The 14,826-nt window shown below is 70.0% G+C and carries 14 protein-coding genes; 3 read left to right on the top strand and 11 right to left on the bottom strand.

Going from position 1 to position 14,826, the window contains the following annotated elements:
* Nucleotides 1-408 precede the first annotated feature (408 nt).
* From VHD82_RS09960 to VHD82_RS09910, 11 genes are all read right to left on the bottom strand, one after another.
* On the bottom strand, nucleotides 409-861 hold the full coding sequence (locus tag VHD82_RS09960) for a hypothetical protein (RefSeq protein WP_325699996.1): 453 nt from the start codon (nucleotides 859-861) through the stop codon (nucleotides 409-411).
* Nucleotides 858-1,616, bottom strand: a complete 759-nt coding sequence (gene dapB / locus VHD82_RS09955; protein ID WP_325699993.1) for a 4-hydroxy-tetrahydrodipicolinate reductase — start codon at nucleotides 1,614-1,616, stop codon at nucleotides 858-860. Before dapB ends, VHD82_RS09960 begins: the two co-directional genes overlap by 4 nt.
* Nucleotides 1,613-2,962, bottom strand: coding sequence for a pitrilysin family protein (locus VHD82_RS09950; RefSeq protein WP_325699990.1), 1,350 nt, complete (start codon nucleotides 2,960-2,962; stop codon nucleotides 1,613-1,615). Before VHD82_RS09950 ends, dapB begins: the two co-directional genes overlap by 4 nt.
* A 70-nt stretch (nucleotides 2,963-3,032) precedes the next feature.
* Entirely contained in the window at nucleotides 3,033-5,279 is a 2,247-nt protein-coding gene (locus VHD82_RS09945) for a polyribonucleotide nucleotidyltransferase (RefSeq protein WP_325699987.1), read from the bottom strand.
* Nucleotides 5,280-5,479: 200 nt separating this feature from the next.
* Nucleotides 5,480-5,749, bottom strand: a complete 270-nt coding sequence (rpsO, locus tag VHD82_RS09940; RefSeq protein WP_325699984.1) for a 30S ribosomal protein S15 — start codon at nucleotides 5,747-5,749, stop codon at nucleotides 5,480-5,482.
* Nucleotides 5,750-5,859: 110 nt separating this feature from the next.
* Nucleotides 5,860-6,381, bottom strand: coding sequence for an RNA 2',3'-cyclic phosphodiesterase (gene thpR, locus VHD82_RS09935; protein WP_325699980.1), 522 nt, complete (start codon nucleotides 6,379-6,381; stop codon nucleotides 5,860-5,862).
* 15 nt (nucleotides 6,382-6,396) lie between these two features.
* Entirely contained in the window at nucleotides 6,397-6,876 is a 480-nt protein-coding gene (locus VHD82_RS09930) for a helix-turn-helix transcriptional regulator (RefSeq protein ID WP_325699977.1), read from the bottom strand.
* 122 nt (nucleotides 6,877-6,998) lie between these two features.
* Nucleotides 6,999-7,946 (bottom strand): bifunctional riboflavin kinase/FAD synthetase, encoded by a 948-nt coding sequence (locus VHD82_RS09925; RefSeq protein ID WP_325699974.1) that lies wholly within the window; start codon nucleotides 7,944-7,946, stop codon nucleotides 6,999-7,001.
* A 66-nt stretch (nucleotides 7,947-8,012) separates the two neighbouring features.
* Complete coding sequence (truB, locus tag VHD82_RS09920; protein WP_325699971.1) at nucleotides 8,013-8,915, bottom strand: tRNA pseudouridine(55) synthase TruB; 903 nt, start codon at nucleotides 8,913-8,915, stop codon at nucleotides 8,013-8,015.
* Between the two features lie 9 nt (nucleotides 8,916-8,924).
* Nucleotides 8,925-10,241: an MFS transporter gene (locus VHD82_RS09915; protein ID WP_325700016.1), complete on the bottom strand. Its 1,317-nt coding sequence runs from the start codon at nucleotides 10,239-10,241 to the stop codon at nucleotides 8,925-8,927.
* 139 nt (nucleotides 10,242-10,380) lie between these two features.
* Nucleotides 10,381-11,682 carry an MATE family efflux transporter gene (locus tag VHD82_RS09910; protein ID WP_325700013.1) on the bottom strand — a complete coding sequence of 434 codons (1,302 nt, stop codon included), beginning with the start codon at nucleotides 11,680-11,682 and terminating at the stop codon, nucleotides 10,381-10,383.
* 80 nt (nucleotides 11,683-11,762) lie between these two features.
* Here VHD82_RS09910 and VHD82_RS09905 point away from each other — a divergent pair, with 80 nt between their 5' ends.
* The 3 genes from VHD82_RS09905 to VHD82_RS09895 all read left to right on the top strand — a co-directional run bounded on the left by VHD82_RS09905 (nucleotide 11,763) and on the right by VHD82_RS09895 (nucleotide 14,751).
* Nucleotides 11,763-12,794: an SAM-dependent methyltransferase gene (locus VHD82_RS09905; RefSeq protein WP_325699968.1), complete on the top strand. Its 1,032-nt coding sequence runs from the start codon at nucleotides 11,763-11,765 to the stop codon at nucleotides 12,792-12,794.
* 125 nt (nucleotides 12,795-12,919) lie between these two features.
* Nucleotides 12,920-13,252: a hypothetical protein gene (locus VHD82_RS09900; RefSeq protein WP_325699965.1), complete on the top strand. Its 333-nt coding sequence runs from the start codon at nucleotides 12,920-12,922 to the stop codon at nucleotides 13,250-13,252.
* Complete coding sequence (locus VHD82_RS09895) at nucleotides 13,249-14,751, top strand: hypothetical protein (protein WP_325699963.1); 1,503 nt, start codon at nucleotides 13,249-13,251, stop codon at nucleotides 14,749-14,751. The genes VHD82_RS09900 and VHD82_RS09895 overlap by 4 nt, the downstream gene beginning before the upstream one ends.
* The last annotated feature ends 75 nt before the right edge of the window (nucleotides 14,752-14,826 follow it).

Below are 14,826 nucleotides of genomic sequence, written 5' to 3'. Positions count from 1 at the left end.
ACAACGCAGCAACCCCCGCACCGTCAAACGCAGCAAATACCGCCACTACAGAACCAAAAAACCCGACGACCACACCACCACATACAGCCATCCACCACAAATACGAGTCCTCACCCCAGCCGCCTAAGTTAGCGGTATTGGCCGGGCGGGCTGGCTCCAGGATGAAGGGGGGTCCGTAGCTCGGCCGACGGTTCCAGCGTGGCTGGGTGGGGAGCCGGGTTTCATCCCGTCGCCTGCTTCCAGGAGTATCACTTTCCCCTGGGCCCGCACGCTTTGGTCTTTCGGGCGGCGGTTCCGGCGCAGGGTGCGGGCCCAGGGCAAAGTGATTTCGGGGTCGCGGGCGACGGGATGAAACCCAACTCGGGGGGCGGACCGCTGGCGCGGCCCACCCCCATCGGTGTGCGTCCCTCAGGCCTTGGACTGCGCCGCCTCGAGGTCGATCGCCCTGCGCATTGTGGCGCGGGCCCGCCGGCGGTCACCGGCGATGTCGTACGCGTAGGCCAGGCGGTACCAATGACGCCAATCGTCCGGGTTCTGCTCCAGTTCGGCGCGGCGCTCCTCGAACCACGCGTCCGCCGCCTCCCGGTCGACCCGGCCGGACGGGCGGCGTGGCAGGTCCGAGACGTCGGGCAGGTCGCCTTCCTCGTCCAGCCGCCGCGACAGGCGCTGGATCCGCAGGCCCGAGCGCCAGGTGGCGACGATCATCCAGACCCCCAGCAGCGGCAGCACCAGCACCGCCACCCCGAGGGCCACCCCGGCCCCGGTGCCGGTGCGCACCAGCTGGATCGCACGGTCGGCGAGCAGGACCAGGTAGACCACCAGCGCGGCGGTCATCACCAGGGCTACGTTGCGGGCTTTCACAGGTCGAGCACGTTCTCCAGGCCGACGGTGAGGCCCGGGCGCTTGCGCACCTCGCGCACACCCAGGAGCACACCCGGCATGAACGAGATCCGGTCCATCGAATCGTGCCGGATGGTCAGCGTCTCACCCTCGGCGCCGAACAGGATTTCCTCGTGCGCCACCAGGCCCGGCAGGCGCACCGAGTGCACGCGCACCTCGTCGACGGAAGCGCCACGTGCGCCGCCGACCTCGGACGTGGTGGCGTCGGCGCCCGGCTTCAGGCCCGCGCCGCGGCGGGCTTCGGCGATCAGGCTCGCGGTGTGCGCCGCGGTGCCCGACGGGGCGTCGGCCTTGCGGTTGTGGTGCAGCTCGATGATCTCCGCCGAGGAGTAGAACCGCGCCGCCTGCTGGGCGAAACGCATCGCCAGCACCGCGCCGAGCGCGAAGTTCGGGGCGATCAGCACGCCCAGCTCCGGCTTGGGCCTGAGCCACTCGCGCAGCTGCGCCAACCGCTCCTCGCTGAACCCGGTGGTGCCCACGACCGCGTGGATGTCGTGCTCCACCACGAAACGCAGGTTGTCCAGCACCACATCGGGATGCGTGAAGTCGATGACCACCTCGGCGCCGGCCTCGGTGAGCCGCTCCCTGGGGTCACCGGCGTCGACCGTCGCGACGACATCCATGCCTTCGGCCGCCTCGACGGCCTGCACGGCCTGGGCGCCCATCCGTCCCTGGGCGCCGAGCACCCCCACGCGGATCGGGTTTTCTCCGGTCATTGAGCGATCACCTCGTGCAGATCGTCCGGCAGGTCGTCCACGTGAGCGTACGGCCCGACCACCGACGCCGCGGACACCCCACCCGGCCGCCGGAACAGAGTGCGAGCCAGGTCATACACGTCCTCGGCGGTGACCGCGTCGATCCTCGACACCGTCTCGTCGACGCTCGTGTAGTCCCCGAAGTTCAGCTCCTGCTTACCGATCCTCGACATACGGGACGCGGTGTCCTCCAAGCCCAGCACCAGACCGCCGCGCAGCTGCCCCTTCGCGCGGGCCACCTCCGCGTCGGTGAAGCCTTCCTTGCCCACTTGGCCGAGGATGTCGCGCAGCACGCTGGTCACCTCACCGAGGCGCTCCGGCTGGCAACCCGCGTACACCGAGAGGTGGCCGGTGTCGGAGTACGCCGCCGTGGACGAGTACACCTGGTACGCAAGCCCGCGCTGCTCCCGGATTTCCTGGAACAGCCGGGAACTCATGCCGCCGCCGAGCGCCGCGTTGAGCACGCTGAGCGCGTAGCGGCGCTCGTCGTGGCGGGCCGGCGCGCGCATCCCCACCATCACGTGCGCCTGCTCGGTGTCGTCGGTGCGCAGCGCCAGCTTCGGTTGCGCGGTGATCCTCGCGCGGCCGCGGCGCGGCGGCACCGGAGTGTCCGAACCGGACAGATGATCCCGCAAAGCCTTGCGCGCCAAGCGAAGCACCTGACCGTGCTCGATGTTGCCCGCCACCGCCAGCACCATCCGCGGCGATTTGTAGCGGCGCTTGTAGAACCCGCGCAGCGCGCCGGCGGACATCCCGGTGATCGACTCCTCGGTGCCCAGCACCGGCTTCGCCAGCGGGTGCCCGGCCAGCACGGTGCTCACGAACGTCTCGTGCAGGAGGTCCTCGGGGTCGTCGTCCCGCATCGCGATCTCCTCGAGCACCACGCTGCGTTCGGTGTCCACATCGGACGGTGCGCAGAGCGCTTCGAACACCACGTCGGTGACCAGGTCCATCGCCAGCGGCAGGTCCTCGTCGAGCACCTGCGCGTAGTAGCAGGTGTGCTCCTTGGCGGTGAAGGCGTTGAACTCACCGCCGACGGCGTCGATCTCCTCCGCGATCTGGGTGGCCCCGCGCCGCCGCGTTCCCTTGAACAGCAGGTGTTCCAGGTAATGCGCGGCGCCGGCGACGCTCGCCGTCTCGTCACGGGAACCGATGCCGACCCACAGCCCGACCGTGGCCGAGCGCACGCCGGGCACGTGCTCGGTGACCACGCGCAGGCCACCGGGCAGCACCGTGCGCTTCACCGAGGTGTCCAGGGTCCGGGTGGTCCCGGCGGCCTGCTCGTACCCGGGTATCTGTCGCGCCAAGACAATCCTTACTTCGAGAGCAGAATGGCCCGCCCGAGCGGATGCCGGACGGGCCATTCAGGGGGTGGTACTACTGCGCCGCGTCGGCCTTTTCGGCCGGCTTGTCCGCGGCCTTCTCGCCCTCGTCCTCTTCCTTGACGAGGACCAGGCTGATCTTGCCGCGGTTGTCGATGTCGGCGATCTCGACGCGGAGCTTGTCGCCCACATTGACCACGTCCTCGACCTTGCCGATCCGCTTGCCGTTGCCCAGCTTCGAGATGTGGATCAGGCCGTCCTTGCCCGGCAGCAGCGAGACGAACGCGCCGAACGCGGCCGTCTTCACCACGGTGCCCAGGAAGCGCTCGCCCACCTTCGGCAGCTGCGGGTTGGCGATGGCGTTGATCTTGCCGATCGCGGCCTCCGCCGACGGGCCGTCGGCCGCGCCGACGTAGATCGTGCCGTCGTCCTCGATGGAGATGTCGGCGCCGGTCTCCTCGGTGATCGAGTTGATCATCTTGCCCTTCGGCCCGATGACCTCGCCGATCTTGTCGACCGGAATCTTCACGCTGGTGACGCGCGGGGCGTACGGGCTCATCTCGTCGGGGCCGTCGATCGCCTCGGCGATCACCTCGAGGATGGTCAGCCGGGCGTCCTTCGCCTGCTTCAGCGCGGCACCGAGCACCTCGGACGGGATGCCGTCGAGCTTGGTGTCCAGCTGCAGCGCGGTGATGATGTCCTTGGTGCCGGCGACCTTGAAGTCCATGTCGCCCAAGGCGTCCTCGGCGCCGAGGATGTCGGTGAGCGCGACATAACGCGTCTCCCCGTCCACTTCATCGGACACCAGGCCCATCGCGATGCCCGCGACCGGCGCCTTCAGCGGCACCCCGGCGTTGAACAGGCCCATGGTGGACGCGCAGACCGAGCCCATCGAGGTGGAACCGTTCGAGCCCAGCGCCTCCGACACCTGGCGGATCGCGTACGGGAACTCGTCCCGCTTCGGCAGCACCGGGACCAGGGCGCGCTCGGCGAGTGCGCCGTGGCCGATCTCGCGCCGCTTCGGCGAACCGACGCGGCCGGTCTCACCAGTGGAGAACGGCGGGAAGTTGTAGTGGTGCAGGTAGCGCTTCGTCGTCTCCGGGGAGAGCGAGTCGATCTGCTGCTCCATCCGGAGCATGTTCAGCGTGGTGACACCCAGGATCTGGGTCTCGCCGCGCTCGAACAGCGCCGAACCGTGCGCCCGCGGGATCAGCCCGACCTCCGCGGAGAGGCTGCGGATGTCGGTGAGGCCGCGGCCGTCCATCCGGATCTTCTCCGTGAGGACGCGCTTGCGCATGATCTTCTTCGTCAGCGCCTTGAACGCGCCGCCGATCTCCTTCTCGCGGCCCGCGAAGGCCTCGCCCTCGCCGAGGCCGATCTTCTCCAGCACGGAGGCCTTGACCACGTCGGTCGCGTTGTCACGGTCCTGCTTGCCCGGGATCTGCAGCGCCTTGGCCAGCTCGTCGGTGGCGATCGCCGCGACGGCGTCGTAGACGTCCTGCTCGTAGGCCGGGTACAGCGGGAACTCGCCGGTGGGCTTGGCGGCCGCGTCGGCAAGGCGCTGCTGCGCCTCGCACAGCACGCGGATGAACGGCTTCGCCGCGTTGAGGCCCTCGGCCACGACGATCTCGTCCGGGGCGGTGCCACCGGCGGCGATCAGGTCCAGGGTGTGCTCGGTGCCCTCGGCCTCGACCATCATGATCGCGACGTCGTCCCCGACGACCCGGCCGGCGACCACCATGTTGAAGGTGGCCTTCTCCAGCTGCGACCAGGTGGGGAACGCGACCCACTGGCCCTCGATCAGCGCGACGCGCACGCCGCCGACCGGGCCCGAGAACGGCAGCCCGGCGATCTGGGTGGAGGCCGACGCGGCGTTGATCGCCAGCACGTCGTACGGGTCGTCCGGGTTCAGGCTCTGCACCGTGATGACGACCTGGATCTCGTTGCGCAGCCCGTCGGCGAACGACGGGCGCAGCGGCCGGTCGATCAGCCGGCAGGTCAGGATCGCGTCGGTGGAGGGACGGCCCTCACGCCGGAAGAACGCGCCGGGGATCCGGCCCGCGGCGTACATCCGCTCCTCGACGTCCACCGTCAGCGGGAAGAAGTCGAAATGCTCCTTCGGGTGCTTGGACGCGGTGGTCGCCGACAGCAGCATGGTCTCTTCGTCCAGGTAGGCCACGACGGCCCCGGCGGCCTGACGGGCCAGCCTCCCGGTCTCGAAGCGGATGGTGCGCGTGCCGAACCTGCCGTTGTCGATGACGGCTTCGGCCTCGTGCACCGTGTTTCCGCCTGCTTCGGTCATGTGTGTGGTTCTCCTCGTTTATTTCCTGTGGCGTGGCACGGGGAACGAGGCCGGTCTTCGATCGAAGCCTCCGGGAGCGAATCCCGGGGACCACTACCGAGGACCGGCGAAGAAGTCCTCGCGCGTGCCGCGCCTTCCTCTTTGTTGCCTGATATGGACCGAGGGGGAGCGACCGGGTGGTCACTCCCCCTCGGTTCGGGTCATCGGCGCAGGCCGAGCCGCTGGATCAGCGACCGGTAGCGTGCGATGTCCACCTTCGCCACGTAGTTGAGCAGCCGGCGGCGACGGCCGACCAGCAGCAGCAGACCGCGACGCGAGTGGTGGTCGTGCTTGTGCGTCTTCAGATGCTCGGTGAGGCCGATGATCCGCTTGGTCAGCAGGGCCACCTGGGCCTCGGGGGATCCGGTGTCCGAGTCGTGCAGGCCGTACTCGGTGAGGATCGACTTCTTCTCGTCGGTGGACAGCGCCACTTCGGTTGTTCTCCTTGTTCTGTCGTACCGTGCGGCCCGGTCAATGGTTCATGCCGGGTGAGCCGGTCACGGCCGCCACGGACTGCAGCCGGACCCAGTTGGTCAGGGTATCAGGACAGGGCCTGACCAGCCTGGTGGGCGTCCAGCGGGAACCGCCCGACCACCGAGTACCGGCGGCCCGTCGGCGTGGCGTCGCTGCGCATCAGCACCGCCTCGGTGGCCGTCCACGGTTCGCTCACGTACCGGGCGAGCCGCCGGGACAGCTCGGGCGGGACTTCGCCCGTCGTTCGGGCCACCGTCAGGTGCGGCAGGTAAGGCCGGTCCGCCTCAGCGCCCGCCCTGGCGGCCAGCGCGGTGAGCCCTTCGCTGTAGACCCCCAAGTAGAGGACACGGGTGAACGTGCCCGCCCCTTCCAGGCGCAGAACCGGCGCCCGCTGCCCCGCCAGCGCCTTCGCCAACCAGTCTACGCGGCTTTCGGACTCCGCCGCCTCGCCGTAGAAGCCGAGCGTGATGTGCCAGCGCTCCGGCGGAATCCACCGCACGTCCGGCGCCTGCGCGCGTACCGCGTCCAGCCGCAGATCGAGCGACTCGACGAGCTGCGCCGGGGGGACGATCGCGGAGAACAGCAGCATGACCGTGAGACCTCTTCAGTTGCGCAAGCCCGCGCGGCGCAGCAGATCGGCAATGGCCGGGAAGTCGTCGTCGAGGCGTTTGGCGGCTTCGCCGAGATCCTCGTCTTCGGCGATGTCCCGCAGCGTGGCGAGCACGTGCCGGTCGTCGGAGACCGCAGCCACCGGGATGTTGTCCCGGCCCACCGTCGGACGCGAGTCCTTCACGTCCTCCAGCGCCGCGAGCAGCGCCTCCTTGCGCCCGGCCGCCACCTCCGGGATCAGGCACTTGCGCTCGAGCATGATCATCCGCGCGAGCACGACCGGGTTGCCGATCTTCGCCCGGCGCCCGCTCATCACCTGGCTCAGCATCGGCGCGCTGATCCCCAGTACCTCGGCCAGGTAAGCCTGCGACACATCGAAGGCCACGACCAGCCGCCGCACGCGATCGCCGAGTGGTTCGCCGTACCACTCGCGCTGCAACGAGATGTTGCGCTGGACGATCTTGTGGTCCTCCACCGTTGTCCGCTCCCCTTTGCTGCTGACTCCCCGGTCAGGACCGGCTACCACCGGTGCCCTTGCATCTTGCCAGGCCGGGCCGGACGGGCGGGGCGGTTTCGCGAACCGATTCGCAAACGCACTCACGCGCCGAGCGCGCTCCGGGTCCTCGCGACGTCCTCGTCGATCTTGGCGACCAGATCCTCCGCGGTGGTGAACTTGATCTGGCCGCGCAGCCTGCTCACGAAGTCCAGCGCGACGTGCTGGCCGTAGAAGTCCTCGTCCACGTCGAGCACGAAGGCCTCGACGGTGCGCTCCCGGCCGGAGAAGGTGGGGTTGGTGCCGACCGACACCGCGGAGGGCAGCCGCTGCGCGCCCCGGACGAACCAGCACGCGTACACCCCGTCGGCGGGCACGGCGGCGAAGCGCGTCGTGGACAGGTTCGCCGTCGGATACCCGAGGTCGTGCCCACGGCCGTCGCCGCGGACCACGATTCCCTCCAGCCGGTGCGGCCTGCCCAGCGCCTCGGCCGCCGCGGCGACGTCGCCGGCGTCGATGCAGGACCGCACGTACGTGGACGAGAAGGTGATCTCGCCGTTGTCCGTGCCGGGCGTGCCGCCGCTCTGCAGCTCGGCGCCGTAGGTGACGAACCCGAACCGCTTGCCCAGCTCCCGCAGCGTCGCCACGGTGCCCAGCGCCTGCGCACCGAAGGTGAAGTTCTCGCCCACCACGACCGCCGCCGCGTGCAGCCGGTCGACCAGCACCTCGTGCACGAACTCGTCGGCCGACAGGCGCATCAGCTCCGGGGTGAACGGCAGCACCGCGAACACGTCCACGCCCAGCTGCTCGACCAGCTCCGCCTTGCGGCGCAGCGTGGTCAGCTGCGCCGGATGGCTGCCGGGGCGGATCACCTCCGACGGGTGCGGGTCGAACGTGAGCACCACGCTGGGCAGCTCACGGGCCTTGGCGATCTCGACCGTCTTGCCGATCAGCGCCTGATGCCCGCGGTGCACCCCGTCGAACACGCCGATCGTGACCACGCACCGCCCCCAGCCACCGGGGAGATCTTCCAGACCGCGCCACCTCTGCACACACGAAGCGTAACTGCCGCGCGCAGCGTGGCCGTTGAGGGTGGTGGTGGGCGAAGCGGCCGGCCCTTAGGCGGGATCGAGCACGACGACCGAACGAGCCACTCCCCCGGCGTCGACCGCCAGCGCCACGGCCTTGCCGTCGGGGCCGAACACGCCGTAGGTGCCCTCGATTCCGGACGCGCGCACCTGTTGTCCATATTGGACAGCGCGGGCGGTGGCGGCGTCCACGTCGTGGCGCGGGAAAGCGGTCGCCACGGCCGTGGCCAGATCGTGTGACAGGGCCGGCTTCTCTTCCAGCTGCTCCAGCGTGCGGGCTCCTGCGATGGTGAACGGCCCGACTGTGGTGCGGCGCAGCTGCGCGAGGTGCCCGCCGATGCCCAGCGACTTGCCGAGGTCACGGGCCAGCGCGCGGACGTAGGTGCCGGACGAGCATTCGACCACCGCGTCCAGCTCCACCTGGCCGGCTTCGCGCCGGGTGGCCAGCAGGTCGAACCGGTACACGGTGACCGGCCGTGGCGGGAGTTCGACGTCCTCGCCCGCGCGGACCCTGGCATAGGCGCGTTTGCCGGCGACCTTCACGGCGCTGACCGCGCTGGGCACCTGCTGGATTTCGCCGGTGAGCGCGGCGATCCCGGCCGCGATCCGCTCGTCGGTGACCGCGGCGACGGCGCCGGAGTCCGCTGTGGACAGCAGCTCGCCCTCGGCGTCGTCGGTGCTCGTGACGGCCCCGAGGGAGAGCGTCGCCAGGTACGTCTTGCGGTCCAGCGCCAGGTGGCCGAGCAGTTTCGTGGCCCGTTCGATGCCCAGTACCAGCACCCCGGTGGCCATCGGGTCGAGCGTGCCGGCGTGCCCGACCTTGCGGGTGCCCATGATCCGGCGGACCCTGGCGACCACGTCGTGCGAGGTCATGCCGGGCGGTTTGTCGATCACGAGCAGGCCGGGGGGCGGGGCGGGTTTAGCTGCTACCACAGCAAAACCTTAAGCCGCGGCAGCGCCTGCCGCCTCGGGCACCCTCGCGTCGAACATCCGCCGCCGGACCTGTACGGGCACCTCTTCGCCACGTTCCTGCGCCGCGAACAGCTCGACCCGTGTGCGGCGCCACCAGACCAGCATCCGGAACGTGCCCAGCGCCAGCAGCGCGACCACGGTCAGCAGCGCGATCCGGAAGTTCCCGCCGGTCAACTGCAGCAGCACGCCCACGAGCAGCGCGGTGATCGTGGTGGCGACGAACCCGCCGACGTTCACCACGCCGGTGGCGGTGCCGACGCGGCGCAGCGGGTTGTAGTCACGCGCCAGCGCGAAGCCGATCATCGACGCGGGACCGCCGAGCGAGAGGAACGCGAAGCAGGGCACCAGCACCGCGACCGGGATCGAGCCCGGCCAGCCCAGCAGCAGCGCCCACACCAGCGCCGCGCCGGCGAGGTACCCCACCACCAGTGGCATCCGCAGGCCGGGACGGCTCGCGATCAGGCCACCCACCACGGGGCCGCCGATCATCGAGCCGAACACGAACACCGTCAGCAGGGCGCTCGCTGTCGCCGTCGAGAGTCCCTGGCCCCGCACCAGGAACGGCACGCCCCACAACAGGGTCAGCACGTTCGGCGCGAACATCGTGGAGAAGTGCACCCAGAATCCGAGGCGGGTGCCCGGAACCCGCCACGCCGTGCCGATCTGGCGCAGCAGCGCGCGCCGGTCGACGGGTGCGGCCTTGGCCGTGTGCCCGGCCGGCGTGTCGCGCACGCGGGCGGCGACGAACACGGCGTAGAGCGCGGTGAGCAGGCCGACGGTGAGGAACGTCGGCGTCCAGCCCGGCCCGGCGAGCAGCAGGGTGAGCGGGACGGTGGCGGCGAGGTTGCCGACGTAGCCGAGCGCGGTGGTGAACGACGTGACCACCGAGTACTGCTTGCCCGGGAAGTGCGCGGCGATCAGGCGCAGCACGCTGACGAACGTCAGCGCGTCCCCGAACCCGAGCACGCCGCGGGCGAGCAGGCCGAGCGCGTAGGAATGCGCGACGGCGAGCAGGATCTGGCCGAGACCGAGGAAGAGCAGTGCGATGACGAGGATCTTGCGCGGACCGTGGCGATCCACCAGTACCCCGGTCGGGATCTGCATGGCGGCATACACGCCCACCTGCAGGACGGTGAAGGTGCCGAGAGCGGCGGCGCCGACGGAGAACCGGTCGGCGGCTTCCAGGCCGGCGACCCCGAAGGACGCCCGGTGGAAGACTGCGAGGAGATAGACGGCTGCGGCGGAAAACCAGATGAGCCACGACCGGCGGCTTGCCTTGCCGATCACGGGTGCCTGCTCGGGCGGCACGAAGGAGGCCTCCTTGCTGAGTCGGGACGGACGCGGGGTGACAGACCCGCGTCCGTTGTATCGACCCGGCAACGAAAATATTTACCGGAATACCCGGTGTTTTCGGCCACACCGCAGCTCAGCGCACCGCGCCGACCACCGCCCAGTGCCCGGAACGCCACCGGAACACCACGGCGGCCAGGCGCAGCACCATGAACAACGACAGCCCCGTCCAGATCCCGGTCAGCCCCCAGCCCTGGCCGAGGGAGATCCAGATCATCGGCAGGAACCCGATCGCCGCGCTCACCAGCGTCGCCGTGCGCAGGAAGGCCGCGTCACCCGCGCCGAGCAGCACCCCGTCGAGCGCGAACACCACCCCGGCGATCGGTTGCAGCGCCACGAAGAACCACCACGCGTGCGGCACCTCGCCGAGCACGCCCGGGTCCGAGGTGAACGCGTGCGGCAGCACCTGCGACAGCGCGGCGAACACCACGCACAGCACGCAGCCGAAGATCAGGCCGTAGCGGGTGATCTGCCCGGCCACGCCCTGCGCCCTGGCCCGCGAGTTCGCCCCCAGCGCCGCGCCGACGAGCGACTGCGCGGCGATCGCCACCGAGTCGAGCACCAGGGAGAGGAAAGTCCACAGCTGCAACACGATCTGATGCGCGCCGACGGCCGCGGTGGACGTGCGCGCCGCGACGGCGGCCGCCGAGATGAAGCAGGCTTGGAACGCGAGGCTGCGCAGCACGAGGTCACGGCCGAGGCTGAGCTGCGCGCGCATCACGGACGGATGCGGCCGCAGCGGCACCTTCTCGGCCACCAGCGCGCGCAGGAACAGCCCGGCGGAGATCACCTGCGCGACCACGTTCGCGAACGCCGACCCCTCCAGCCCCCAGCCGGCCACATACACCAGCACCGGACACAGGACCGCGGAGATTCCGTTGCCCAGCAACACGAAGCGCAGCGGTCGCACCGCGTCCTGCACGCCGCGCATCCAGCCGTTGCCCGCCATCGTGACGAGGATCAGCGGCGCGCCGCACAGGGCGATCCGCAGCCAGGACACCGCCGAGGCGGCGATTTCGTCACTGCCCGAAAGCGCCCGCGCTATCGGCTGCGCCAGTAGCTGGCCGGCCAGCACCAGCACGAGCCCGACGGCGAGCGCCAGCCAGGTGGCCTGCACGCCCTCGCTCACCGCCTCCTCCCGGCGGCCCGCGCCGTGCAGCCGGGCCGTGCGCGACGTGGTGCCGTAGGACAGGAACGTGAGCTGGGTGGAGATCTGCGAGAGCACCACGCCGGCCAGCGCGAGCCCAGCCAGCGGGAGCGCGCCGAGGTGGCCCACCACCGCCGTGTCCACCAGGACATACAGCGGCTCGGCCGCCAGTACGCCCAGCGCCGGCACCGCGAGTCCGATCACCTTCCGCGCGGGCACCCGCTCCCGCATCACCTCCACCACACGGCCAGCGTAACGACCAGGGGTGACAGTTTCCGGGCACGCGCACCGCACCGGATAGTCTTCCCGCGATGTTCGATTACGGGATCCTCCTCTATCCGGCGGCGAACCGGGTCTATGCCGACTCCTCGCCCGCGTTGCTCCGTGCCGAACTGGCGGTGTTCGGCGAATCGCTGAGCAGCCCGCCGGCCGACGTCGGTGAGCGGCGGATCGGCGGGATCGACTACGTGACCTTCTCGACCGCGCAACGACTGTCCGAACAGGACATCGCGCTGCTGTCCAACCTGTCTTCGCGCTATGCGATCTTCGAGTTCGAGGGCGAGCTGCTGCGCCCGGTCGCGGTCACGCCGCTGGAGAAGTTCGACTCGGATCTGCTGACCATCCAGAAGTACCCCGGCAAGACGAACGAGCTGTTCACCAAGCTGCTGCTCAACGTCACCCTGCTGTCCACGGCGGACCCGACGGCGTTCCTGCGCGGCCCGGTGCACGTGCTGGATCCCTTGTGCGGCCGGGGAACCACGCTCAACCAGGCGATGACCTACGGCCTGGACGCCACCGGGATCGAGCTCGACAAGAAGGATTTCGACGCCTACGAGCAGTTCATCAAGACCTGGCTGCGCAGCAAGCGGGTCAAGCACACCGCCGACTCGGGGCAGCTGCGCCGCGACAAGGTCAAGCTCGGTTCCCGGCTGGAGCTGGAGTTCGGGCTGACCAAGGAGGCCTACAAGGCGGGCGACACGCGCCGGATCACCTACTACAACTGCGACACGATCACCGGTACGCGGCTGGTCAAGACGGGTTCGGTCGACGTGCTGGTGACCGACGCGCCCTACGGCGTGCAACACGGCAGCCACCGGCCCGACGAACTCGCCCGCAGCCCGCGCGAACTGCTGCGCGACGCCATGCCGGGCTGGGTGCGCACGCTGCGTCCGGGCGGCGCGCTCGGCATTTCCTGGAACACGCACGTGATCAAGCGCGACGAACTGGCCGCGCTGCTCGGCGAAGCCGGGCTCGAGGTGCGCGCGGGAGAGCCGTTCGACGGGTTCGCGCACCGCGTGGACCAAGCGATCCTGCGGGACCTGATGGTGGCCCGCAAACCCTGATATTTGCAGGTGGAAAGCGCTTTCCGGGGAACCGGGCGCGTTCAGTACGCGTCTGTCTGTGCGTCGCCTGCCGTTCAGGCGATGCTGATCTACTCGGTCGCGCGCGACCTGGGAGGAGAGCACTGGTGGCAGGACAAGGCTTCGAGGTCGACCCGGCGGAGCTCAAGACGTTCGGCAGTTACCTCACGAACACCACCGTGCCCGCGGTGAAGGACGCCGCCGGCGGCGTGCACTCGGCGAACGGCTTCGACAACCAGGCGTTCGGCATCGTCCTCGCGCAGATCCTCGCCGTGCCGGCGCGGATCGCGATGGGCGTCGTGGCCGGCAACCTGGACACGCTCTCGGACAACATCACGAAGACCGCCGACGCCACGAACAAGGCCGCCGAGGCGTACACCGGCCAGGACGGCAACGTGTCGGCGGGACTCAACGACTTCAAGACGGAGCTGGGCCAATGACCGAGCCGATCACCGCGTCGAACTCGACGACCGGGGCGGGGGCGATCGACAGCTGGCACAGCGTGGCGTCGTCGATCGAGGAGATCAAGACCGCGCACGGGGCCGACGCCGCGGCCATCGGCGTCGAGATCGGGGTGACCGTCGTCGGCGCGGTGGCCGACACCGTCGCGCTCGCCCTGGACCCGCTGGCGAAGCTGGCCGCGGCCGGTATCGGCTGGCTGATCGAGCACATCTCGTTCCTGAAGGAGCCGCTGGACCAGATCGCCGGTGACCCGGCGGAGGTCTCGAAGCTCGCCGTGCAGCTGCACAAGATCGCCGAGACGCTGCGCAGCGCGTCGACGGATATGGATTCCGCGCTGAAGGCCCAGATCACCGGCTGGAAGGGCGACGGCTACGACGCCTTCAAAGGCGAGATCACCGCCCGCAAGGGGCAGCTGGACGACGCCGGGCACGCCGTCGACACCGCCGGGTACGTGGTCGAGACCACCGGGGCGCTGATCACCGCGGTGCGCTCGCTCATCCGCGACCTGATCAGCACGGTGCTCGGCGACATCATCGCCACGATGCTCGTCGCGCTGGCCATGGCCATCTGGACCTTCGGCGCGTCGATCGTCGCCGGGGTCGCCACGTCCGTCGCGCTGGCGGTGGCGCAGGCCGTTTCGATGGCCGCGAAACTGGCCAAGGTGGTCGGGCTCGGCGGGCGCACCGCGTCCCGGCTGGAGAAACTGGCCGACAGCATCAAGAACTCGGTGAAGAAGGACGACTCGATCGAGCTGCCCGACCGCCCGCCGGCCACCGGCTCGGGCACGCACGAAGACGGCAGTTCGACCACCTCGGGCACGCACGACGAGGAAGCCCCGCCCGTGTCGCAGCACGACGACGAAACCAGCTCCACCAATTCCGGCACGCACGACGACGGCTCGAGCACGCACGACGACGACAGCGTGTTCAACGACTGGCTGAACGCGGACAACCAGCTCAACGGCCCGCACGAGCCCCCGACCCCGGGTTCCCCGCACGACGACGCCGGCTCGACGCATTCGACCCCGCACGACGACGAAACCGGCTCCACCCCGCACGACGACGACACGACCACCCCGCCGCACGACGAGACCCCGGACGACAGCACGACCACCTCGGGCGATCACACCGGCGACACGCCGGCCGACACCCCGGCGGGCCCCTCGCCCTTCAAACCGGCCGAAGTCGGCTGGATGAAAAAGCACGAGGACTGGCTCAAGGGCGCGAGCTGGGACAAGGTCAAGTTCGTCGAGAACTGGGTCAAGACCAACCCGAAGCTCAAGGAGTACTACCCGGTCATCAAGGGCATCGCGGATGCCAAGAGCAGCAAGAACTACGTCGGCTGGGGCGGCAAGACGGCCATCAACCTCGACAAGGCGCTGACCGACATCCAGATGCAGGCCGACGCGGCCTGGGCGGAGTCGGGCCAGCAGTGGCGCGAGGAGCATCCGGACCCGGCCGCCGAGCAGAAGGGCTGATCTCCCGGCGCCACCCCGAGCGCCTGGGCGGCCAGGCTTCCGGCGGTCTGCTCAGGCTCACTGCGCTCGGTGTAC

The sequence above is a fragment of the Amycolatopsis sp. genome, assembly GCF_035546795.1.
Lineage (GTDB): Bacteria > Actinomycetota > Actinomycetes > Mycobacteriales > Pseudonocardiaceae > Amycolatopsis_E.
This window is presented reverse-complemented; position numbering and strand designations above follow the sequence as displayed.